The sequence below is a fragment of the Rhodopseudomonas parapalustris genome, assembly GCF_053772255.1.
Genome location: NZ_JAMKBZ010000001.1, coordinates 395,203 through 416,324, shown reverse-complemented (window position 1 = coordinate 416,324; position 21,122 = coordinate 395,203). Strand labels below are relative to the sequence as shown.

Below are 21,122 nucleotides of genomic sequence, written 5' to 3'. Positions count from 1 at the left end.
TTTCACCCTCGTCATGCGCGGGCTTGACCCGCGCATCCATCTTGAGATCAGTCGTGACGTTTCAATCGTCGGATCGATCGCGCGATGGGCGCCGGCCTGCGGCGGCTCAAGCGGCCGTAGATCGTCTCTTGACAATGTTCCTATAAGGACTGTGGTCCGCCCACTATCAGCCGTCATCGCCCGGCTCGTCCGGGCGACCCAGTATCCCAGCGCGTTCATTGCATCGGGCGGTGTTGGCCACGCGCTCTCTGCAATACTGGGTCCCCGCGCCTGCGCGTGGGACGACGGCGGAGGTGGGGACGACAACTGAGCGGGGATAGCGGCAGAGGCGGTGACGCCGGATCGCGCAGGCGATCACGACTGCAAGAAGGCCGCCGCTGTTACTTCGCTGCAACCTTCTGCTTGCGCCAGGCGAGGTGCAGCGCGCAGGTGCAGCCCTGCGGGTGCGAGGCCAGCGCGGCGTCGTCGGCGGAGAGCGGCGCGTCGGCCTGCGGCGCCAGCGGCGGCATGCCAGTTTCGTCGGTGGCGGCCGTGCTGCGCGACGGGATGTAGTTCAGTACCGGAGCCAGCCAGCGCTCGGCGGTGGCGACGTCCCAACCCTTACGGGTGGCGTAGTCTTCGACCTGATCGCGCTCGATCTTGCCGACGCCGAAGTAGGCGCTCTGCGGATGGCTGAAATACAGCCCTGACACCGACGAGCCCGGCCACATCGCAAAGCTCTCGGTCAGCGTCACGCCGGCGGAGGCTTCGGCGTCGAGCAGCTCGAACAGCGTCGCCTTTTCGGTGTGATCGGGCTGGGCCGGATAGCCGGGCGCCGGGCGGATGCCCTGATACTTCTCCAGGATCAGATCCTCGGGCGACAGAGTCTCGTCCGGCGCGTAGCCCCAGAACTCGCGGCGGACGCGGGCGTGCATCCGCTCGGCGAAGGCTTCGGCGAGACGGTCGGCCAGCGCCTTGACCATGATCGACGAGTAATCGTCGCGCTCGGCCTTGAACTTGTCGGCGATCACGTCCTCGCCGATGCCGGCGGTGACGACGAAGCCGCCGATGTAGTCGGCGACGCCGCTCGCCACCGGCGCGATGAAGTCGCTGAGCGCGGCGTTGGCACGGCCCTCGCGCTTGTCGAGCTGCTGGCGCAGGCTGTGCAGCGTGGCGATCGGCGTGGTGCGCGCTTCATCCGCATAGACCAGGATGTCGTCGCCCTGCGCATTGGCCGGCCAGAAGCCGATGGTGGCGTTGGCGGTGAACCAGTTCTCGGCGACGATGCGGTCCAGCATCTTGCGAGCATCGGCATACAGCGACTTCGCCGCTTCACCGACCACGCTGTCGTCGAGGATCGCGGGGAAGCGTCCGGCGAGCTCCCAGGCCTGGAAGAACGGCGTCCAATCGATGTACTCGGCGAGCTCCGCCAGCGAATAGCCGCTGAAGCTCCGCGTGCCGATGAAGGACGGCTTCACCGGCTTGGTCGCGGCCCAGTCGATCTTGGTGGCGTTGGCGCGGGCTGTGGCCAGCGTCAGCCGTTTCTTGTCGGCCTGGGCGCGGTGATGTGCCGCCGAGATCTTGGCGTAGTCGGCCCGCACCTCGGCCGCATAGGCGGCGCCTCTGTCTTTTGACAGCAGCGAGGAGGCGACGCCCACCGCGCGGCTGGCGTCGTTGACGTACACCACGCTGCCGGCCGGGTAGGCCGGATCGATCTTCACCGCGGTGTGGACGCGGCTGGTGGTGGCACCGCCGATCAGCAGCGGCAGATCGAATCCGTTGCGCTGCAGCTCGCCGGCGAGGAAGCTCATCTCATCCAGCGACGGCGTGATCAGGCCGGACAGGCCGATCAGATCGGCGTTCTCGGCCTTGGCGGTCTCGATGATCTTGGCGGCCGGCACCATCACGCCGAGGTCGATCACCTCGAAGTTGTTGCACTGGAGCACGATGCCGACGATGTTCTTGCCGATGTCGTGGACATCGCCCTTGACGGTGGCAAGCACGATCTTGCCGGCGGTGGCACGTTCGCCGGTGTCGGTGCCGGCGGCGAGATTGCGTGCCTTCTCCTCTTCCATGAACGGCATCAGATAGGCGACCGCCTGCTTCATCACGCGGGCCGACTTCACCACCTGCGGCAGGAACATCTTGCCGTCGCCGAACAGGTCGCCGACCACATTCATGCCGGCCATCAGCGGGCCTTCGATGACGTGCAGCGGCCGCTCGGCCTTGGCGCGCGCTTCTTCGGTATCAAGCTCGATGAACTCGGTGATGCCATGCACCAGCGCGTGGCTCAGCCGCTGTTCGACCGGCCATGAGCGCCAGGCGAGATCCTGCTCCTTCTGCTGCTTGCCCTGGCCGCGATATTTGTCGGCGAGCGCCAGCAGGCGTTCAGACGCGCCGGGATCGCGGTTGAGGATGACGTCCTCACACACCTGGCGCAGCTCGGGGTCGATGTCGTCGTACACGATCATCTGCCCGGCATTGACGATGCCCATGTCCATGCCGGCCTTGATGGCGTGATACAGGAACACCGAGTGCATCGCCTCGCGCACCGGCTCGTTGCCGCGGAACGAGAACGACAGGTTGGAGACGCCGCCGGAGATGTGGGCGTGCGGCAGGTTCTGACGGATCCAACGCGTCGCCTCGATGAAGTCGACGCCGTAGTTGTTGTGTTCTTCGAGGCCTGTGGCGATCGCGAAGATGTTGGGATCGAAGATGATGTCTTCGGGCGGGAAGCCGATGCGGTTGACCAGAATGTCGTAGGCGCGGGCGCAGATCTCGGTCTTGCGCGCGTAGGTGTCGGCCTGGCCGGTCTCGTCGAACGCCATCACCACGACGGCGGCGCCGTGACGCTTGGCGATGTTCGCCTCGTGGATGAACTTGTCCTCGCCCTCTTTGAGCGAGATCGAGTTCACCACCGGCTTGCCCTGCAGGCACTTCAGCCCGGCCTCGATGACGGCGAACTTCGAGCTATCGACCATCACCGGCACCTTGGCGATGTCCGGCTCGGCGGCGACGAGGTTGAGGAAGGTGACCATCGCGGCTTCGGAATCGAGAAGCCCTTCGTCCATGTTGACGTCGATGATCTGGGCGCCGTTCTCGACCTGATCGCGCGCCACCTGCAACGCGGCGGCGTAGTCGCCGGCAGTGATCAATTTCCGGAATTTCGCCGAGCCGGTGACGTTGGTGCGCTCGCCAACGTTGACGAACGGGATGGCCGCGGTCAGCTCGAACGGCTCGAGGCCCGAGAGCCGCAGCCGCGGCTCGATCGTCGGGATCACGCGCGGCTTGTGCGGCGCCACGGCTTCGGCGATCGCCTTGATGTGCGCCGGCGTGGTGCCGCAACAGCCGCCGACGATGTTGACGAGGCCGGCTTCGGCGAATTCACCGACCAGCGAAGCCATGTACTCCGGGCTCTCGTCGTACTGGCCGAATTCGTTGGGTAGACCGGCGTTGGGATAGGCGCAGACCAGCGTATCGGCGACGCGGCTGATATCGGCGATGTGGGCGCGCAGATCCTTGGCGCCGAGCGCGCAGTTGAAGCCGATGGTCAGCGGCTTAGCGTGCCGCACCGAATTCCAGAACGCTTCCGGCATCTGGCCGGACAGCAGGCGGCCGGATTTGTCGGTGATGGTGCCGGAGATCATCACCGGCACGTCGATGCCGCGGGCGTCGGTGATCTCGGCGATCGCGTACAGCGCCGCCTTGGCGTTCAGCGTGTCGAAGATGGTTTCGAGCAGCAGGATGTCGGCGCCGCCGTCGAGCAGGCCGTTGATCTGCTCGGCATAGGCGATGCGCAGATCGTCGAACGTCACCGCGCGATAGCCGGGATTGGCGACGTCGGGCGAGATCGAGGCGGTGCGGTTGGTCGGGCCGATCGCGCCGGCGACGAAGCGCGGCTTGCCGTCTTCGGCTTCGACCTTGGCAGCCGCATTGCGGGCGAGGCGGGCGCCGTCGCGGCTCATCTCGTAGGCAAGCTCCGACATGTCGTAGTCGGCCTGGGCGATCGAGGTCGAGGAGAAGGTGTTGGTCGCGACGATATCGGCGCCTGCGCGCAGGTACTGCGCGTGGATGTCCTCGATCGCCTGCGGCTGGGTCAGGATCAACAGATCGTTGTTGCCGCGCAGGTCGCGGTGGAAGTCCTTGAACCGCATCCCGCGGAACGCAGCCTCGTCGAACTGCAGCTGCTGAATCATCGTCCCCATCGCACCGTCGAGCACAAGAATGCGCTGCGCGGCGAGGGCATGAAGACGATCGGCGATCGGGCTTTTGGAAGTCGACATTTGCAAGCTACTCAGCGCGGCTCCCTCTCCCCGTCGGGGAGAGGGCTGGGGTGAGGGGGATCGAACGCATGCGGTCTGATCGTTCGAGCAATCGTTTCGAGTACGCCGTCGATGTTCGACAGCACGTCGTTGTTCCAGAACCGAACGACCAGATAGCCCATCGCGGAGATTACTTCCGTCCGGGCCGCATCTTGCTCGGTCTTTTGTCCATGTTGTCCGCCGTCGAGTTCGACGACGAGCCGCGCTTCGGTGCAGCAGAAGTCGACGACAAATCGGTCGATCGGGAATTGGCGTTTGAATTTCCAGCCATCGAGCTGGCGATTGCGCAGACGCCGCCACAGCAACGTTTCAGCCTGCGTCGGCTGAGCCCGCAGGCGTCTGGCGATCGGTGTACGCGTGGAGCGGACGATCATTGGCGCCTGTGCCCCCTCACCCCAACTCTCTCCCCGAAGGGGAGAGGGGGCGGGCGGTGCGCGTGGAGAGTTCAGTTGCAAGTTCACGCGGCTTGCCTTGCCGCCTGCGGCCGGAAGCCCAGCAGATGGCTGATGGCGAACACCAGGTCCGCGCGGTTCATGGTGTAGAAGTGGAAGTTGCTGACGCCGTGCTTGGCGAGCTTGTGCACCTGGCCGGCCGCGACCGTCGCGGCCACCAGCTTGCGCGTGTCGGGATCGTCGTCGAGGCCTTCGAACTGCCTGGCCAGCCAATCCGGCACGCTGGCGCCGGCGCGGGCGGCGAAGCCGGCGGCCTGCTTGAAGTTCTGCACCGGCAGGATGCCCGGCACGATCGGGATGTCGATGCCGCGGGCGCGGACGCGGTCGAGGTAGCGGAAGTACAGGTCGTTGTCGAAGAAGAATTGGGTGATGGCGCGGGTCGCGCCGGCATCGACCTTGGCTTTGAGAATGTCGAGGTCGGCATCGAAGCCGGTGCTCTCCGGATGCTTCTCCGGGTAGGCCGACACCGTGACGTCGATGTCGGGATAGCGCCGCTTGATCGAGGCGACGAGATCAGCCGAGCTACGATAGCCCTGCGGATGCGGCGCGTAGGTACCGCCGAGGCCGGTGGTCGGATCGCCGCGCAGCGCCACGATGTGGCGGACGCCGATGTCGTGATAGCGCGTCACCACTTCGTCGACGTCGGCGCACGGCGCATCGACACAGGTCAGATGCGCCGCCGGCATCAACTCGGTCTCTTTCAGAATGCGGGCGATGGTGGCGTGGGTCCGCTCCCGGGTCGAGCCGCCGGCCCCATAGGTGACCGACACGAAGCTCGGATGCAGCGGCGCCAGCCGGCTGATCGCCTGCCACAGATTGCGCTCCATCTCCTCGGTCTTCGGTGGGAAGAACTCGAAGGAAATCGCCGGAAGCTGTTGCGGCAGGTCGCTCATCTGATGGTCATCCAGTTTGAAACGGCGGTTCGGCTTCCATAGGCACGCGCGGCTGCCCAACGGCCAGAAACCTGTACGAACGGCGTTAAATTAGGCCGAACCGCTGCCGGCGGCCAGCCCACTTTCGGTGATTCCACTTTGGGAAGTTGCCCATTATCATTACATTATATCGTTTTCTGGCGGCACGAACGACGTTTGTGTGGGCAGCGCCCCAAGGGCGGGTTGGTCGAAAATCCTTCGCCTTGTCAGTCGGTTGTTTGCGGTGCAGCGAATGGAAACAATCAAGGGCGGCTCGGCTGGCCTGAACCAGTGGTCATTCTGCCCACTGTCGGCCTGGTGGTTGGTCATTGCCAAACTGCTTGGCCCAATACCTTTGCGCCGACCTCGGAGGAGCACTAGGTTATGGGAATGTTGCCACTCTCAATCCTCGATCTCTCCGTCGTCACCACTGGCACACCGCCAGCGGCCGCGCTGCGCAACTCGATCGATCTTGCGCGGCATGCGGATTCGCTGGGCTACGTGCGCTACTGGCTGGCCGAGCATCACAGTCTGCCCTCGGTCGCGAGCCCTGCGCCCGACATCATGATTGGGCAGATCGCGGCCGTGACCGAGCGCATCCGCGTCGGCTCCGGCGGCGTGATGCTACCGAACCACGCGCCGCTGATGGTGGCGGAGCGCTTCAAGATGCTGGAAGCGCTGTTCCCCGGCCGGATCGATCTCGGCATCGGCCGCGCACCGGGGACAGATCAGGCGACGATGCACGCGCTGCGCCGCCGGCTCGATATCCGCGAAGGCGACGATTTCCTGGAGCGGCTGCAGGAGCTGACCTTGTGGGAGACGCGGGGCTTTCCGCCGGGCCATCCCTACAACAATGTGGTGGCGATGCCCAACGATGCGCCGTTGCCGCCGATCTGGCTGCTCGGCTCCAGCGACTACAGCTCCGAACTCGCCGCGCAGGTCGGCATGGGCTTCGCGTTCGCGCATCACTTCGCTTCGCACGATGCGGTCGCGGCGCTGACGCACTACCGCAGCAACTTCCGTCCGACGCGATGGCGGTCGACGCCGAACGGCATTCTCGCAGTGGCCGCGGTGGTGGCCGAGACCGACGAGGAGGCGGAGCGGCTGGCGAGCTCGATGGATCTCAGCCGCCTGTTGCGCGACCGCGGCCGTTACGTGACGCTGCCGAGCGTCGAAGAGGCGCTGGCCTATCCCTACACCGAGGCCGACCGCGCTTCGATCGCGCGCAATCGCTCGCGGCTGTTCGTCGGCAGCCCGGCGACGGTGCGCCAGGCCTTGCAGCCGCTGATTACCGCGAGCCACGCCGATGAGCTGATGGTGATCACCGCAGTCTACGATCACGAAGCCCGCAAGCGCAGCTACAGCCTGCTGGCGGACGCATTCGAGTTGCAGAAGGCGGCGGCGTAGTTCGACAAAACAACTTTCGTCATTGCGAGGAGCACCCGGATCGGCGCTTCGCGCCGTCCGAGCACAGGCTCCGCGACGAAGCAATCCAGAAGCTCAGTGCACCGAGCTGGATTGCTTCGCTTCGCTCGCAATGACGTGGATGGGCCGTTGTCTACCGCTCGCTGAACGTCGCGCGGAACGGGTGGCCGGGATAGACGCCGACAATGCGGAATTCGCGGGAGAAGAACTTCAGTTCGTCGAGCGCGAAGGCGAGGTTGCGATCCTCGGGGTGGCCTTCGACGTCGGCATAGAACTGCGTGGCGAAGAAATTGCCGTCGACCATGTAGCTTTCCAGCTTGGTCATGTTGACGCCGTTGGTGGCGAAGCCGCCGAGCGCCTTGTAGAGCGCGGCCGGCAGGTTGCGCACCCGGAAGACAAACGTGGTGACGAGCTGGCCGGAGCCTTGCGCCGCCCAGCGCGGTTCGCGTGCCAGCACCACGAAGCGGGTGGTGTTGTGCGCCTCGTCCTCGATGTCCTCGGCCAGAATGTCGAGGCCGTAGATCTTCGCGGCCAGCCGCGACGAGATCGCCGCGCAGGTCTTGTCGCCGCGCTCGGCGATGAGCCGCGCCGACCCCGCGGTGTCTCCGGCTACGATCGGCCTCAGCCCGAACTTGCGGATGATGCGGCGGCACTGGCCGAGCGCGTGGACATGGCTTTCGACCGTTTTGATGTCTTCGAGCTTGGCGCCGGGCACCGCCACGAGCTGATGCCGGATCGGCAGAAACCACTCGCCGACGATGAACAGCTTCGAGGTCGGCAGCAGATGGTGGATATCGGCGACGCGGCCGGCGACCGAGTTCTCGATCGGGATCATGCCGAGATCGGCTTCGCCCGAGGAGATCGCGCTCAGCGCATCCTCGAACGTGGCGCAAGGCATCGCCTCGGCGGTGGGATAGGCATCGCTGATCGCGATGTGGGAATTGGCGCCGGGTTCGCCCTGGAATGCGATTTTCATGGTCTGGGTCATTGCGTCCTGTCTCTGGCGCGCGTTCTAGCAGCCGCACCGGTTTTCGCCAGAGGGCGGGTTCAGCCGCCGAGCACGCGCCGTGCCGTTTCGAGATCGGCTGGCGTATCGACCCCGCGCGGCACGCTGTCGACGATGCCGACGTCGATTCGCATTCCGGCTTCAAGTGCGCGGAGCTGTTCGAGCTTCTCACGGCGCTCGAGTGGGGAAGGGGGCAGGGCGACGAACCGCTCCAGCGCTGCGCGGCGGTAGCCGTACAGCCCGATGTGATGGTAGCGCGGCCCGTCGCCCCACGGCGCGGTCGCGCGGGTGAAATACAGCGCCCGCAACCGGTCGTCGGTAAGCGGTGAGCCGATCACCTTCACCACGTTGGGGTTGGTGGCCTCTTCCTCGGTGTGGATTTCGGCCGCAAGGGTGGCGATGTCGACCGCAGGATCTGACAGCGGCGCCAGCACGGCGCCGATCTGCTCGGGCCGGATGGTCGGAAAATCACCCTGCAGGTTGATCACGGTGTCGATCTTGCGGTCGGGATCCAACGTCTGCAGCGCCTCGAAAATGCGATCCGAGCCGGAGGGGTGGTCCGCCCGTGTCATCACCACCTCGCCGCCATGGGCCGTCACGGCGGCGGCGATGTCCGGCGTATCGGTGGCCACCGCGACCCGGCCGATCTCCGCCGCCTGGGCCCGGCGTAGCACCTGCACCACCATCGGCAACCCGGCGATATCGAGCAGCGGCTTGCCGGGCAGCCGCGTCGCGGCCATCCGGGCGGGGATCAGAACCAGGGTCGTATGGGACATCGGGGATCGCGTCTGAAGCGGATTGATGCGCCGCAGCGAAAGCAGCGAAGCTGGTATCAGGCTGCCCGTAACGACGTGTGAATGGCGTTTATACGGGTTGCCAGCGCAGGGGCAAAACGATATCTCATCACGACTAAAGTCGAGTTGAGAATGCCTCCGATGAACAGGCCCGAGCGCGGTCCGGTTCGGAAACGTGAGCCACAATGGATACTTTCGAACTCAACAAAATCGTCGGCGCGATCTTCGGAACCTGCCTGATCCTGTTGCTTTCCAACTTCGCGGCCCAGGCCATCTTCTCTCCGACTAAGCCGGAAAAGCAGGGCTACGCCATCGCGGTGAAAGAGGCCGAGCCGGCGCCGAGCAAGGATGCCGCGCCGAAGGTGGACGAGCCGATCGAGAAGCTGCTGCAGACCGCTTCGGTCGACCAGGGCGCCAAGGTCGCCAAGAAGTGCGCGGCTTGCCACACCTTCGAAAAGGACGGCCCGAACCGCGTCGGTCCGAACCTGTATGGAATTGTCGGCGATCATCGGGGCGAAGGCCGCAACGGCTTTAATTTCTCCGCGGCGATGAAGGCCAAGGGTGGCGCCTGGACGTTCGACGAGCTCAACAAGTTCCTGACCAATCCGAAGGCCTACATCCCCGGCACCGCGATGGGCTTCGCCGGTATTCCGAACGAAAAGGAACGGGCCGATCTGATCGCCTATCTCAACAAGAACTCGGACAAGCCCGAGCCGCTTCCTGCGACGGCTGAGAAGTAACGATCATCCAAACCTTGGGTTCGAGCGGCCGGGGCTTCCCCGGCCGTTTTCTTTTGGGCGCCTGTTCGAATTAAACATCGGTAATCGGGACCTTTCGCCGCAAGTCGGCCGCGCGCGGGGTGTTATCCTCCGTCAAAATCGCCATAATCGGACGAATCCTCGGATATGTCCGGTCCGGCCGATGACCGCAGCGAACAGGGATTTCCGTATCGTGAGTTTGACCCGACGACATCTCCTTCAGGGCGGCGCATTTGCCGCTGCGATTCCGGCCTTCGGCCTGGGCTCTGGCCTGTTCGGTGCAGGCCCTGCGCGCGCTGATACCGCTGCTCAAGGCGTTGCTTTGCGACACGGTCTGTCGTTGTTCGGGGACGTGAAATATCCGGCCGGGTTCGCCAAGTTCGACTATGCCGACCCGAAGGCACCGAAAGGCGGCGCGGCGCGGCAGATCGCGCTCGGCACCTTCGACAATTTCAACATCGCGGTCGCAGGCGTGAAGGGCAATATCGCTGGTGCGGTCGGCTATCTCTACGAGACATTGATGACCTCGTCGCTGGACGAGGTCGGCACCAGTTACGGCCTGCTCGCCGAAGGTGCGATGTATCCAGACGATTTCTCCTGGGTCACCTATCGGCTGCGTCCCGAGGGGCGCTGGCACGACGGCAAGCCGGTGACGGCCGAGGACGTCCTGTTCTCGTTCGATGCGCTGAAGAAATACAGTCCGCGCTATGCCTCGTATTATCGTCACGTCGTCAAGGCGGAGAAAATCGGCGAGCGCGACATCCGCTTCACCTTCGATGCTCCCGGCAACCGCGAACTGCCGGTCATCGTCGGGGAGTTGATGATCATGCCGAAGCACTGGTGGGAAGGCAGCGACGCCCAGGGGCGCAAGCGCGACGTCTCGTCCACCACGCTTGAGCCGCCGCTCGGGTCGGCGCCATACAAGATCAAGGAGTTCGTCGCCGGCCGTTCAGTGGTGCTGGAGCGCGTCAAGGATTACTGGGGCGAGAAGCTTCCGGTTCGGATCGGCCAGAACAATTTCGACGAATTGCGGTTCGAGTATTTCCGCGACAACACCGTGGCGCTGGAAGCCTTCAAGGCCGATCAGGCCGACTGGATCATGGAGAATTCCGCCAAACAGTGGGCCACGGCCTATGACTTTCCGGCGGTGACCGACAAGCGTGTCGTCAAGGAAGAATTTCCGATCAACGATTCGGGGCGGATGCAGGCGTTCGTGCTCAACACCCGCCGCGACATGTTCAAGGACGCACGGGTGCGGCGTGCCTTCAACTACGCGTTCGATTTCGAGGAAATGAACAAGCAATTGTTCTACGGCCAGTACAAGCGCATCAACAGCTTCTTCGAGGGGACCGAGCTCGCCTCCAGCGGTCTGCCGCAAGGCCAAGAGCTGGAATTGCTCGAATCCGTGCGCGACAAGGTGCCGGCCGAGTTGTTTACGCAGCCCTACACCAATCCGGTCGGCGGCAATGCGGAAGCGGTGCGCGCCAATTTGCGCGAGGCAATGAAGCTGGTGAAAGAGGCCGGCTTCGACGTGAAGGACCGCAAGCTGGTCGACCCGTCCGGCAAGCCGGTTACGGTCGAGATGCTGGTCCAGGATCCGTCGTCCGAGCGCATCGCGCTGTTCTATCGTCCGTCGCTTGAGCGCCTCGGCGTCACCGTTTCGATCCGTATGGTCGACAACGCGCAATATCAGAACCGGATACGCGCATTCGATTTCGACATCATCACCGATCTGTGGGGCCAGTCGCTGTCTCCGGGCAATGAACAGCGCGACTATTGGGGCTCGCACGCGGCCGATCAGCAGGGTTCGCAAAACACCATCGGGATCAAGAATCCGGCGGTCGACATCCTCATCGACAAGATCATCTACGCCAAGGACCGGGCCGCGCTGGTCGCGGCCACGCGCGCGCTCGACCGCGTGCTGCTTTGGAACTTCTATGTCGTGCCGCAATTCACCTATGGTTTCATGCGCTACGCGCGCTGGGATCGCTTCAATCACGCGCCGCTGCCCAAATATGCCCGTTCCGGGTTGCCGTCGCTGTGGTGGTACGACGCCGACAAGGCCGCCGCGCTCGGCAGGCGCTCTTGAGGACCGCTTCGCGTATGGTGCAGCTCAATCGTCGCAACGTGCTCGCTCTCGGCGTCGGCGCGCTGGCGGTCGCGCATCTGCGGGACAGCGCTGCCGCAACTGAAGGCGAGACCGTCTCCCATGGCATCTCGGCTTTCGGTGATCTGAAGTACCCGGCCGATTTCGCACATTTCGACTATGTCGATCCGCGGACCCCGAAAGGGGGGCTGTTCTCGACGATCCCGTCGGTGCGCGCTTTCAATCAGTCGTTCCTGACCTTCAACTCGCTCAACGCCTACATTCTCAAGGGCGATGGGGCGCAGGGGATGGGGCTGACTTTCGCGACGCTGATGGCGCGCGCCGGCGATGAGCCGGATGCGATGTACGGGTTCGCCGCCTCCAAAGTGGCGATCTCGCCCGACGGACTGACCTATCGCTTCACGATGCGGCCCGAAGCGCGGTTTCACGACGGCAGCAAGCTGACTGCCCGCGACGCTGCGTTCTCGCTCAACATCCTCAAGGCCAAGGGCCATCCGCTGATCACGCAGCAGCTGCGCGATTTCATCGAGGCGAAAGCGGTGGACGACGTGACGCTGGTCGTCACCTTCAAGCCGAAGCGAGCCCGCGATGTCCCGCTGTTCGTCGCGGGGCTGCCGTTGTTCTCGGAGACGTACTACGCCAAGCAGCCGTTCGACGAGTCGACCATGGATGTCCCGCTCGGCAGTGGGCCCTACAAGGTCGGGCGGCTTGAATCGGGCCGGTTCATCGAATTCGACAGGGTCAAGGATTGGTGGGGTTCGAAGCTGCCGGTCAACATCGGCGCCAACAATTTCGACACCGTGCGGTACGAGTTCTATCGCGATCGCGACGTCGCCTTCGAGGGATTCACCGGCCAAAGTTATCTGTTCCGGGAGGAATTCACCTCGCGCATTTGGAACACCCGCTACGACTTTCCGGCGATCCACGACGGCCGCGTCAAGCGCGAGATGCTGCCGGACGAAACGCCGTCCGGCGCGCAGGGCTGGTTCATCAACACGCGCCGCGACAAGTTCAAGGATCCGCGGGTGCGCCAGGCGCTCGGCTGTGCGTTCGATTTCGAATGGACCAACAAGACGATCATGTACGGCACCTACGCGCGGACGGTGTCGCCGTTTCAGAACTCCGACCTCATGGCGGTGGGAATGCCGTCGCCGCAAGAGCTGACGTTGCTCGAACCGTTCCGCGGCAAGGTGCCGGACGAGGTGTTCGGCGAGCCGTTCGTGCCTCCGGTATCCGATGGCTCCGGCCAGGATCGCGCGTTGCTGCGCCGGGGCGCGCAGCTTCTGAAAGAGGCGGGCTTTCCGATCAAGAACGGAAAGTGCCTGACCCCGTCGGGCGAGCCGTTTCGGGTCGAGTTTCTGCTCGACGAACCTGCGTTCCAGCCTCACCACATGCCGTTCATCAAGAACCTCGGCACTCTGGGCATCGAGGCCACACTGCGCATGGTCGATCCGGTGCAGCTCCGGGCGAGACGCGACGATTTCGATTTCGACCTGACGATCGAGCGCTACGGCTTCTCGACCGTGCCCGGGGACGCGCTCCGCAACTACTTCTCGTCGCAGGCCGCCGCTATCAAGGGGTCGAACAATCTCGCCGGCATCGCCGACCCGGCGATCGATGCGATGATCGATCAGGTGATTGCCGCCGATAGCCGAGCCAAACTTGTGTTTGCCGCTCGGGCGCTCGACCGACTGATCCGCGCTGGCCGCTACTGGGTGCCGCAATGGTACTCGGCCTCGCATCGGCTGGCTTATTGGGACGTGTTCGGCCATCCGCCGAAGCTGCCGAAATATGCCGGCGTCGGCGTTCCGGATTTGTGGTGGGTGAAAGAGAAGGCGGCTGCCGCCGACCGAGGGACCAAATAGTATGGCAGCCTATATTGCGCGCCGTGTCCTCTTGATGTTTCCGACGCTGCTCGGGATTTTGTTCGTCTCCTTCGTGGTGGTGCAATTCGCGCCCGGTGGGCCGGTCGAACGGGTGATCGCGCAGATTTCCGGCGCGGACACCGGCGCCTCGTCGCGGATCTCCGGATCGTCGGGCGGCGATTTCGGAGCGCGACCACAGGCGGCTGGTTCAGCCGACGCGGTCAACTCGAAATATCGCGGTGCGCAGGGACTCGACCCTGAGTTCGTCAAGAGCCTGGAGAAGCAGTTCGGCTTCGACAAGCCTGCGCCCGAGCGCTTTGCGCTGATGCTGTGGAACTTTGCCCGGTTCGATTTCGGCAAGAGCTATTTTCGCGACGTCAGCGTGCTGCAACTGATCAAGGAAAAGCTGCCGGTTTCGATGTCGCTCGGGATCTGGATGACGCTGCTGACCTATCTGATCTCGATTCCGCTCGGCATCCGGAAGGCGGTGCGGGACGGCTCGAAATTCGACACCTGGACCTCGGCGGTGATCATCGTCGGTTTCGCTATCCCAGGCTTTTTGTTCGCGATCCTGCTGATCATCCTGTTCGCCGGCGGTTCGTTCTTTAGTTGGTTCCCCCTGCGCGGGCTGACGTCCGACGGCTGGAGCGAGTTCCCCTGGTACTGGAAGATCATCGACTATTTCTGGCACCTGACGTTGCCGCTAATCTCGATGGTGCTCGGTGCGTTCGCCACCATGACGCTGCTGACCAAGAACTCGTTCCTCGACGAAATCCGCAAGCAATATGTCATGACGGCGCGCGCCAAGGGATGCAGCGAGATCCAGGTGCTGTACGGGCATGTGTTCCGCAACGCCATGCTGATCGTCATCGCCGGGTTTCCCAGCGCGTTCATCGGCGCGTTCTTCTCCGGATCGCTGTTGATCGAAACCATCTTCTCGCTCGACGGACTCGGCCTGCTCGGGTTCGAGAGCGTGCTCAATCGAGACTATCCGGTGGTGTTCGGCACGCTGTTCATCTTTTCGCTGGTCGGCCTGGTGGTGAACCTGATCTCCGATCTCACCTATATGTGGATCGATCCGCGGATCGACTTCGAGGCGCGGGAGGTCTGATGACGCTGATCTCGCGCGAGCCGATCGAGAGCACCACCGAGATGCCGCTCGGCGAGGCCGTGCCGCCCTCGCGCCACCGGCTTTCGCTGTCGCCGCTGAACAAGCGGCGCTGGCAGAACTTCAAGGCTAACCGCCGCGGCTACTGGTCGTTCTGGATCTTTCTGGTGCTGTTCGGCGTCTCGCTGTTCGCCGAGTTTATCGCCAACGACCGGCCGCTGCTGATCAAGCTCGATGGCCACTATTATTTCCCCGCGGTTGTCACCTATGCGGAGACCACCTTCGGTGGTGATTTCGAGACAGCGGCGGATTACCGCGATCCCTATTTGCAGAAGCTGATTGCCGACAAGGGCGGCACCGTGATCTGGGCGCCGATCCGTTATTCTTACGACACCCACAATCTCGACCTGCCGACGCCGGCGCCATCGAAACCGACCTGGCTGCTGACGGAGAAGGAGTGTGCCGCGGTGGTCGCCAAGAAGGGCGTCAAGAGCTGCCGCGATCTCGAATACAATTGGCTGGGGACCGATGATCAGGGGCGCGATGTCGTCGCCCGGCTGATCTATGGCTTCCGGATATCGATCCTGTTCGGCCTCAGCCTGACGATCATCTCATCGATCATCGGCGTGGCCGCCGGCGGCATCCAGGGCTATTTCGGCGGCTGGGTCGATCTGACCTTTCAGCGGTTGATCGAAGTGTGGACCGCAATCCCGTCGCTGTATTTGCTGCTGATCCTGTCGTCGGTGCTGGTGCCGGGCTTCTTCGTGCTGCTCGGCATCCTGCTGTTGTTCAGCTGGGTATCGCTGGTGGGTCTGGTGCGGGCCGAATTCCTGCGCGGGCGCAATTTCGAGTACATCATGGCGGCCCGTGCCCTCGGCGTCTCCAACCTCAAGATCATGGTTCGGCACCTGCTGCCGAACGCCATGGTGGCCACCATGACGTTCCTGCCGTTCATCGTCTCGTCCTCGGTAATGACGCTGACCGCGCTCGACTTCCTCGGCTTCGGCCTGCCGCCGGGCTCGCCGTCGCTCGGCGAGCTCCTGGCGCAGGGCAAGGCCAACGTTCAGGCGCCATGGCTCGGCTTCACCGGGTTCTTCGCGGTTGCGATCATGCTGTCGCTGCTGATCTTCATCGGCGAAGCCGTCCGCGACGCCTTCGACCCGCGCAAGACGTTCAGGTGAGGGTGTGGTAGACTTTTGTTCCGGAGTAGAGGCGATGAACAAGATCGTTCGAGAGTACCCGGTCGATAAGTTGCCGTCGGACCTGCAAGAAGGTCTGCCGCAGCATGGTTGGGTCGAGATTGAATTCAGGCCCAAGGCCGATCGGCAGCCGAGGGTCATGCTCGCTCCGCTGGCAGGCTCTGTTCCCAATCTCCACGGCAGCGACCAAGACGTCGTTCGGTATGTCCGCGAGTTGCGCGAAGATCACTGATGTGGGCGCGCTACAAAGATCAGCCAATCTACCTGGATTCGAACATCATCATCTATGCGATTGAGCAAGGCAGCCAATGGGCCGAGACAATTCGCGCACTTTTGGGTGCGGTCGATGCTGATGAAGTGCGAGTGATCACCTCCGAATTGACGATCGCCGAGGTCATGCCAAAGCCGATCTCGTTCAAAAATCCGGACTATTTGGAAAAGTACGAGTCGTTCTTCTCACCTCTCAGCCCGCTTCTGACTGTGCCGGTCAGTCGAGATATCCTCCTGTCATCCTGTCATATACAGGCCGAATTGGGGATCAAACCGATGGATGCGATCCATGTGGCGACTGCGCGGGCGGCCGGAAGTGAGTATTTCTTGACCGAAGACCAGCGGCTGGGCCGTGCGATCGCCGGCGGACCGACATGGCTTCAACTCAGCGAGCTCTCCTGATGGACGCCATCAACCAGCCCTTGCTTTCAGTCGACGACCTGTCGGTGGCGTTTCACCAGCCGAGCGGCACGACGACGGCGGTCGACCATATTTCGTACCAGATCAAGCGCGGCGAGTGCGTCGCGCTGGTCGGCGAATCCGGCTCGGGCAAGTCGGTCAGCGCGCTGTCGATCCTGAAGCTGCTGCCCTATCCGAGCGCGTCACACCCCTCCGGACAGATCCGGTTCAAGGGGCGCGAACTGCTCGGGATGTCGGAGCGCGAGATCCGCGGCATTCGCGGCAACGAGATCTCGATCGTGTTTCAGGAGCCGATGACCTCGCTCAATCCACTGCACACGATCGAGGCGCAGATCGGCGAGATCCTGCAACTGCACGGCGGCGTGCGCGGCACCAAGGCGCGGGCGCGGATCGTCGAGCTGCTGACCCAGGTCGGCATCCCGGAGCCCGAGACCCGGCTCGCCAGCTATCCGCATCAATTGTCCGGCGGGCAGCGTCAGCGCGTGATGATCGCGATGGCACTCGCCAACGAGCCGGATCTGCTGATCGCCGACGAGCCGACCACCGCGCTCGACGTCACGGTGCAGGCACAGATCCTGGCGCTGCTCGCCGACATCCGCGCGAGGCTCGGCATGAGCATGCTGTTCATCACCCACGATCTCGGCATCGTCCGCCGTATTGCCGACACCGTGTGCGTGATGCACACCGGCAAGATCGTCGAGCAGGGACCGGTCGAGCAGGTGTTCACCGACCCGCAGCATCCCTACACCAAGGCGCTGCTCGCCGCCGAGCCGAAGCCTGACCCGGCGCCGCCATGCCCGGACGCGCCGGTGGTAATCTCGACCGACGATCTGAAGGTCTGGTTTCCGATCCGCCGTGGCCTGCTGCGCAAGACCGTCGGCCATATCAAGGCGGTCGACGGCGTGTCACTGGCGATCCGCAAAGGTGAGACGCTCGGCGTGGTCGGCGAGTCCGGTTCGGGCAAGACCACGCTGGGACTGGCGCTGCTGCGGTTGATCTCATCCGACGGGCCGATCGTGTTTCTCGGCAAGGATGTTCAGGGTCTGAAGTTCAAGCAGATGCTGCCGTTTCGCCGCGACATGCAGATCGTGTTTCAAGACCCGTTCGGAGCGCTCAGTCCGCGCATGTCGGTCGGCGACATCATCGACGAGGGGCTCAGCGTGCATCAGCCGCAACTCGGCGAGGCTGAGCGCGAGGCACGGGTGATCAAGGCACTGAAGGATGTCGGTCTCGATCCGGCGACGCGCTTCCGTTATCCGCACGAGTTCTCCGGCGGGCAGCGCCAGCGAATTTCGATCGCGCGCGCGGTGGTGCTGGAGCCGAACTTTGTCTTGCTCGACGAGCCGACCAGCGCGCTCGATATGCTGTTCCAGGCGCAGATGGTCGATCTGCTCCGTGAACTGCAGCGCAAGCGCGACCTGACCTACATGTTCATTTCCCACGATCTGCGGGTGGTTGCCTCGCTCGCCAGTCATTTGATCGTCATGAAACAGGGCAAAGTGGTCGAGGAAGGCCCCGCGGCCGAGCTGTTCAAGTCTCCGAAGACCGACTATACGCGTGCGCTGTTTGCCGCCGCGTTCCGGCTCGAGACCGCGCCGGATGGCGCTGCGGCCCAATAGGTGGTTGATGAGCGAGAGCGACGGCACTGATCAGATCGCGGACCGCGCGGCAGATGTTACCGTATCGGCGCCCGAGTTGATCGGGCAGGGGTTCATGGCCTACCAGCGCTTCGAGGTCTCGCTCCGCCGGGACGGCGAGCCGCCGCTGCTGCAGCGGAGGGACGTGCTGCGCGCCAGCCGGGTCGCGGCGGTGATCCCGATCGATCTGGCGCGGGATGTGATCGTGCTGATCCGGCAGTTCAGGCTGCCGGCGCATCTCGCTACCGGGCGCGGCGATATGGTGGAAATCGTCGCCGGGCGTGTCGATTCCGACGAGACCGATGCGGACGCGGCGCGGCGCGAGTGTATCGAAGAGATCGGGGTGGCGCCGACCCAGCTCGCGGAGCTCTACACCGTCCTGCCGACGCCCGGCATCACCGACGAGCAGATCGTGTTTTTTGTCGGTCACGTCGATTCCAGCGCCGTGCTTCAGCGTGCTGGACTAGCGGAAGAAGACGAAGACACCGAGCCCTTCGTCGTTGCGATCGACGAGGCACTGGCTGCGCTGAACAGGGGCGCGTTCAACAACGCGCTGCTGGTTACCGCGATGCAGTGGCTGGCGCTGAATCGCGCACGGCTGCATGAGTGTCTCAGCCGAGCCGCTTGATCGAAGTCAGTGCGCTTCCGCCCGCTGCAATTCGGGTGATCGCCTGTTCCGTCGGCTCGATCGCTGTTGCCATGTGATAGGCATTGGCATGCACGATGCTGGCGCCATCGCGTGCGATTGCGACATGCCCCTTCCAGAACAGCAGATCACCGCGTTTCAGCGCCGCCTGCTCGGCGAGCGAGACGGAATTGCCGAGCGCGGCCTCCTGCATATCGCTGTCGCGCGGCGCTGCGATCCCGCAGGCTGCCAGTGCAGTCTGCACCAGTCCCGAGCAATCGATACCGAGGCTGCTGCGCCCGCCCCATAGATACGGCGTGCCCAAGAAGCGCTCGGCAACGCCGACGAAATCGGATTCGACATGGGCGAGCGGCGCAACATGTTGGCGCGGTACGTACCACCCCTCCTGCGTCACCACAAAGCTCGCATCCTCACGGACGATTGCCAGTCGCGCGCCGAGGGGAAGCGTCTCCGCTGGCGGGAGTTTGATGGACGGGCCGTGGAACGCGAAGGTGCGGAGCGCCGTCACCTGATGGGTCGGCTCTGCGGCGGGCCGGTACAATGCGAGATCCGGCAGCCAGCCGACATAGCCGTCGGTCACGAGCTGTCCCCAGGCCCAGCCTTCTTCGGTGCGATCGTAGACGGTGACACGCTCGCCCTTCAGGGCTTCGGTCTCCAGCATCGCGCCGGAAAACGGCTCGCGCCGCACCGGGGCGACGCCGTAGCTGACTTCGAATACTTCACCCTCGACGAAGCGGGTTGCGGTGACTTGGCCCTTGAGATGTTTGGCGGCGAGGTCGGGCCGGGCCGGCGTCAGCCTCCGATCGCAATTTGGATCAGCCATAGCGCTCGCTCAACAGCGCGAAGATCGCGCGCGCCGCCTGACACTCGCCGCCCTCCGGGCGTCCGGGCTTGGCCTTCGGCGTCCAGCCGTAGATATCGACGTGCAGCCAGCTCTTGGCGGCTTCGACGAAGCGCTGCAAGAACAGCGCGCACGTAATTGAACCGGCAAAGCCGCCGGACGGCGCGTTGTTGATGGCGGCGACTTTCGAATCCAGCCACGCGTCGTAAGGGCCCCACAGCGGCATCCGCCACAGTGGGTCATTTTCCGCTTGGGCATGACGCGCGACGTCGAGCGCGAGCGTTTCGTCGTTGGTGTAGTACGGCGGCAGGTCAGGACCGAGTGCGACGCGCGCGGCGCCCGTGAGCGTGCCGAGATCGATCAGCAGATCCGGCGCCTCCTCATCGGCGTAAGCGAGAGCATCGGCCAGCACCAGCCGACCTTCGGCGTCCGTGTTGCCGATCTCGACGGTCGGGCCCTTGCGTGACGGGAAGATGTCGAGCGGCCGCATCGCATTGCCTGCCACCGAGTTCTCGACCGCAGGGATCAGTACGCGCAGCCGCAGCTTCAATCCGGCATCCATGATCATCGAGGCCAGTGCCAGCACGTTGGCGGCGCCGCCCATGTCCTTCTTCATGATCAGCATCGCGCTGGACGGCTTCAGGTCGAGGCCGCCGGTATCGAAGCAGACGCCCTTGCCGACCAGCGTCACCTTGGGATGGGAGGCATCGCCCCAGGTTAGATCGATCAGCCGCGGCGCGCGGGTGGAGGCCATGCCGACCGCGCGGATCAGCGGGAAGTTCTGGGTCGCGAGGTCGTCACCGACGATGACATTCATCGTCGCACCAAAGCGTGTCGCCAGCCCCTGCGCGGCCTCGGCGAGTTCGGCCGGGCCCATGTCGTTCGCAGGCGTGTTGATCAGATCCCGCGCCAATGCTGCGGCTTCGGCGGCGCGGCTGATTGCAGCCACATCGATGCCGTCGGGGGGAACCAGCCGCACGGCGGGCGGCTCGGCCTTGCGATAGCGGGCGAACTTGTAGGTGCCGAGCACGAAGGCGAGAGCCGCGAGGCGGGGGACGTGCGGCGCATTGGCGAAGCGATAGACGCCGGCGGGCAGCAGGCCGGGCAGGGCGCCTGGGCGGAATGGGTCGTGGTTCCGTACGTCGGGTTCGTCGAGGCCGAACAGCACATGCCCGATCTCGCCGTCCGAGGTTGGCAGCGCCAGATATTGGCCGGGCTTGCCGCTGTAGCCGTTCGCCGCGGCAAAGCGCTGCGCCGCGTCCGGTAGTCCGGCGCGAACGCTGTCCCAGGTCGATTTGGTGACGAAGGAGATCGGAATCGCCGACTGATCTGGGGCGGACTGGAAGATCGGATGCATGAGATACGGCTCTTTGCGAATCGTG

At 64.2% G+C, this 21,122-nt stretch carries 17 protein-coding genes; 10 read left to right on the top strand and 7 right to left on the bottom strand.

Going from position 1 to position 21,122, the window contains the following annotated elements; all coding sequences use genetic code 11:
* Positions 1-380: 380 nt before the first annotated feature.
* The 3 genes from metH to metF all read right to left on the bottom strand — a co-directional run bounded on the left by metH (position 381) and on the right by metF (position 5,646).
* Complete coding sequence (gene metH / locus M9H71_RS02000) at positions 381-4,262, bottom strand: methionine synthase (RefSeq protein ID WP_455403431.1); 3,882 nt, start codon at positions 4,260-4,262, stop codon at positions 381-383.
* Between the two features lie 11 nt (positions 4,263-4,273).
* Positions 4,274-4,675 carry an endonuclease domain-containing protein gene (locus M9H71_RS01995; protein WP_455403430.1) on the bottom strand — a complete coding sequence of 134 codons (402 nt, stop codon included), beginning with the start codon at positions 4,673-4,675 and terminating at the stop codon, positions 4,274-4,276.
* Between the two features lie 83 nt (positions 4,676-4,758).
* The gene (metF, locus tag M9H71_RS01990) at positions 4,759-5,646 is read right to left on the bottom strand and encodes a methylenetetrahydrofolate reductase [NAD(P)H] (protein ID WP_455403429.1); all 888 of its coding nucleotides are present in this window, start codon (positions 5,644-5,646) and stop codon (positions 4,759-4,761) included.
* Positions 5,647-6,054: 408 nt separating this feature from the next.
* Between metF and M9H71_RS01985 the strand changes: the two genes are divergently transcribed.
* The gene (locus M9H71_RS01985; RefSeq protein ID WP_455403428.1) at positions 6,055-7,071 is read left to right on the top strand and encodes an LLM class flavin-dependent oxidoreductase; all 1,017 of its coding nucleotides are present in this window, start codon (positions 6,055-6,057) and stop codon (positions 7,069-7,071) included.
* A 151-nt stretch (positions 7,072-7,222) separates the two neighbouring features.
* On the opposite strand, the gene M9H71_RS01980 is transcribed toward M9H71_RS01985, so the two are convergent.
* Entirely contained in the window at positions 7,223-8,077 is an 855-nt protein-coding gene (locus M9H71_RS01980; RefSeq protein WP_455403427.1) for a prephenate dehydratase, read from the bottom strand.
* A gap of 59 nt (positions 8,078-8,136) precedes the next feature.
* Entirely contained in the window at positions 8,137-8,871 is a 735-nt protein-coding gene (locus M9H71_RS01975) for a 3-deoxy-manno-octulosonate cytidylyltransferase (protein WP_455403426.1), read from the bottom strand.
* Positions 8,872-9,074: 203 nt separating this feature from the next.
* Here M9H71_RS01975 and M9H71_RS01970 point away from each other — a divergent pair, with 203 nt between their 5' ends.
* The 9 genes from M9H71_RS01970 to M9H71_RS01930 all read left to right on the top strand — a co-directional run bounded on the left by M9H71_RS01970 (position 9,075) and on the right by M9H71_RS01930 (position 18,881).
* A complete protein-coding gene (locus M9H71_RS01970) occupies positions 9,075-9,629 on the top strand; it encodes a c-type cytochrome (protein ID WP_455403425.1) in 555 nt (184 codons plus the stop codon).
* A 211-nt stretch (positions 9,630-9,840) separates the two neighbouring features.
* Complete coding sequence (locus M9H71_RS01965; RefSeq protein WP_455403424.1) at positions 9,841-11,736, top strand: extracellular solute-binding protein; 1,896 nt, start codon at positions 9,841-9,843, stop codon at positions 11,734-11,736.
* A gap of 14 nt (positions 11,737-11,750) precedes the next feature.
* Entirely contained in the window at positions 11,751-13,619 is a 1,869-nt protein-coding gene (locus M9H71_RS01960; protein WP_455403423.1) for an extracellular solute-binding protein, read from the top strand.
* Position 13,620: 1 nt separating this feature from the next.
* Positions 13,621-14,730 carry a microcin C ABC transporter permease YejB gene (locus M9H71_RS01955; protein WP_455403422.1) on the top strand — a complete coding sequence of 370 codons (1,110 nt, stop codon included), beginning with the start codon at positions 13,621-13,623 and terminating at the stop codon, positions 14,728-14,730.
* A complete protein-coding gene (locus tag M9H71_RS01950; RefSeq protein WP_455403421.1) occupies positions 14,730-15,908 on the top strand; it encodes an ABC transporter permease in 1,179 nt (392 codons plus the stop codon). Before M9H71_RS01955 ends, M9H71_RS01950 begins: the two co-directional genes overlap by 1 nt.
* Positions 15,909-15,942: 34 nt before the next feature.
* On the top strand, positions 15,943-16,158 hold the full coding sequence (locus M9H71_RS01945) for a hypothetical protein (RefSeq protein ID WP_164605300.1): 216 nt from the start codon (positions 15,943-15,945) through the stop codon (positions 16,156-16,158).
* A complete protein-coding gene (locus M9H71_RS01940; protein ID WP_455403420.1) occupies positions 16,158-16,598 on the top strand; it encodes a type II toxin-antitoxin system VapC family toxin in 441 nt (146 codons plus the stop codon). The genes M9H71_RS01945 and M9H71_RS01940 overlap by 1 nt, the downstream gene beginning before the upstream one ends.
* The gene (locus M9H71_RS01935) at positions 16,598-18,235 is read left to right on the top strand and encodes an ABC transporter ATP-binding protein (RefSeq protein ID WP_455403419.1); all 1,638 of its coding nucleotides are present in this window, start codon (positions 16,598-16,600) and stop codon (positions 18,233-18,235) included. The genes M9H71_RS01940 and M9H71_RS01935 overlap by 1 nt, the downstream gene beginning before the upstream one ends.
* A gap of 7 nt (positions 18,236-18,242) precedes the next feature.
* Positions 18,243-18,881 carry an NUDIX domain-containing protein gene (locus M9H71_RS01930; RefSeq protein WP_455403418.1) on the top strand — a complete coding sequence of 213 codons (639 nt, stop codon included), beginning with the start codon at positions 18,243-18,245 and terminating at the stop codon, positions 18,879-18,881.
* Here the strand turns inward: M9H71_RS01930 and M9H71_RS01925 are convergent.
* Together M9H71_RS01925 and M9H71_RS01920 are read right to left on the bottom strand one after the other, a co-directional pair.
* Entirely contained in the window at positions 18,865-19,722 is an 858-nt protein-coding gene (locus M9H71_RS01925) for a C40 family peptidase (RefSeq protein WP_455403417.1), read from the bottom strand. The genes M9H71_RS01930 and M9H71_RS01925 overlap by 17 nt on opposite strands.
* Positions 19,715-21,097: a leucyl aminopeptidase family protein gene (locus M9H71_RS01920; protein ID WP_455403416.1), complete on the bottom strand. Its 1,383-nt coding sequence runs from the start codon at positions 21,095-21,097 to the stop codon at positions 19,715-19,717. The genes M9H71_RS01925 and M9H71_RS01920 overlap by 8 nt, the downstream gene beginning before the upstream one ends.
* Positions 21,098-21,122 lie beyond the last annotated feature (25 nt).

What these genes read in the sequence shown, in the direction of transcription:
- M9H71_RS01995 (WP_455403430.1), bottom strand. Translation starts at nt 4,675, where the DNA reads ATGATCGTCCGCTCCACGCGTACACCGATCGCCAGACGCCTGCGGGCT.
- M9H71_RS01980 (WP_455403427.1), bottom strand. Translation starts at nt 8,077, where the DNA reads ATGACCCAGACCATGAAAATCGCATTCCAGGGCGAACCCGGCGCCAAT.
- M9H71_RS01985 (WP_455403428.1), top strand. Translation starts at nt 6,055, where the DNA reads ATGTTGCCACTCTCAATCCTCGATCTCTCCGTCGTCACCACTGGCACA.
- M9H71_RS01970 (WP_455403425.1), top strand. Translation starts at nt 9,075, where the DNA reads ATGGATACTTTCGAACTCAACAAAATCGTCGGCGCGATCTTCGGAACC.
- M9H71_RS01945 (WP_164605300.1), top strand. Translation starts at nt 15,943, where the DNA reads ATGAACAAGATCGTTCGAGAGTACCCGGTCGATAAGTTGCCGTCGGAC.
- M9H71_RS01975 (WP_455403426.1), bottom strand. Translation starts at nt 8,871, where the DNA reads ATGTCCCATACGACCCTGGTTCTGATCCCCGCCCGGATGGCCGCGACG.
- M9H71_RS01935 (WP_455403419.1), top strand. Translation starts at nt 16,598, where the DNA reads ATGGACGCCATCAACCAGCCCTTGCTTTCAGTCGACGACCTGTCGGTG.
- M9H71_RS01940 (WP_455403420.1), top strand. Translation starts at nt 16,158, where the DNA reads ATGTGGGCGCGCTACAAAGATCAGCCAATCTACCTGGATTCGAACATC.
- metH (WP_455403431.1), bottom strand. Translation starts at nt 4,262, where the DNA reads ATGTCGACTTCCAAAAGCCCGATCGCCGATCGTCTTCATGCCCTCGCC.
- M9H71_RS01960 (WP_455403423.1), top strand. Translation starts at nt 11,751, where the DNA reads ATGGTGCAGCTCAATCGTCGCAACGTGCTCGCTCTCGGCGTCGGCGCG.
- M9H71_RS01930 (WP_455403418.1), top strand. Translation starts at nt 18,243, where the DNA reads ATGAGCGAGAGCGACGGCACTGATCAGATCGCGGACCGCGCGGCAGAT.
- metF (WP_455403429.1), bottom strand. Translation starts at nt 5,646, where the DNA reads ATGAGCGACCTGCCGCAACAGCTTCCGGCGATTTCCTTCGAGTTCTTC.
- M9H71_RS01920 (WP_455403416.1), bottom strand. Translation starts at nt 21,097, where the DNA reads ATGCATCCGATCTTCCAGTCCGCCCCAGATCAGTCGGCGATTCCGATC.
- M9H71_RS01925 (WP_455403417.1), bottom strand. Translation starts at nt 19,722, where the DNA reads ATGGCTGATCCAAATTGCGATCGGAGGCTGACGCCGGCCCGGCCCGAC.
- M9H71_RS01950 (WP_455403421.1), top strand. Translation starts at nt 14,730, where the DNA reads ATGACGCTGATCTCGCGCGAGCCGATCGAGAGCACCACCGAGATGCCG.
- M9H71_RS01955 (WP_455403422.1), top strand. Translation starts at nt 13,621, where the DNA reads ATGGCAGCCTATATTGCGCGCCGTGTCCTCTTGATGTTTCCGACGCTG.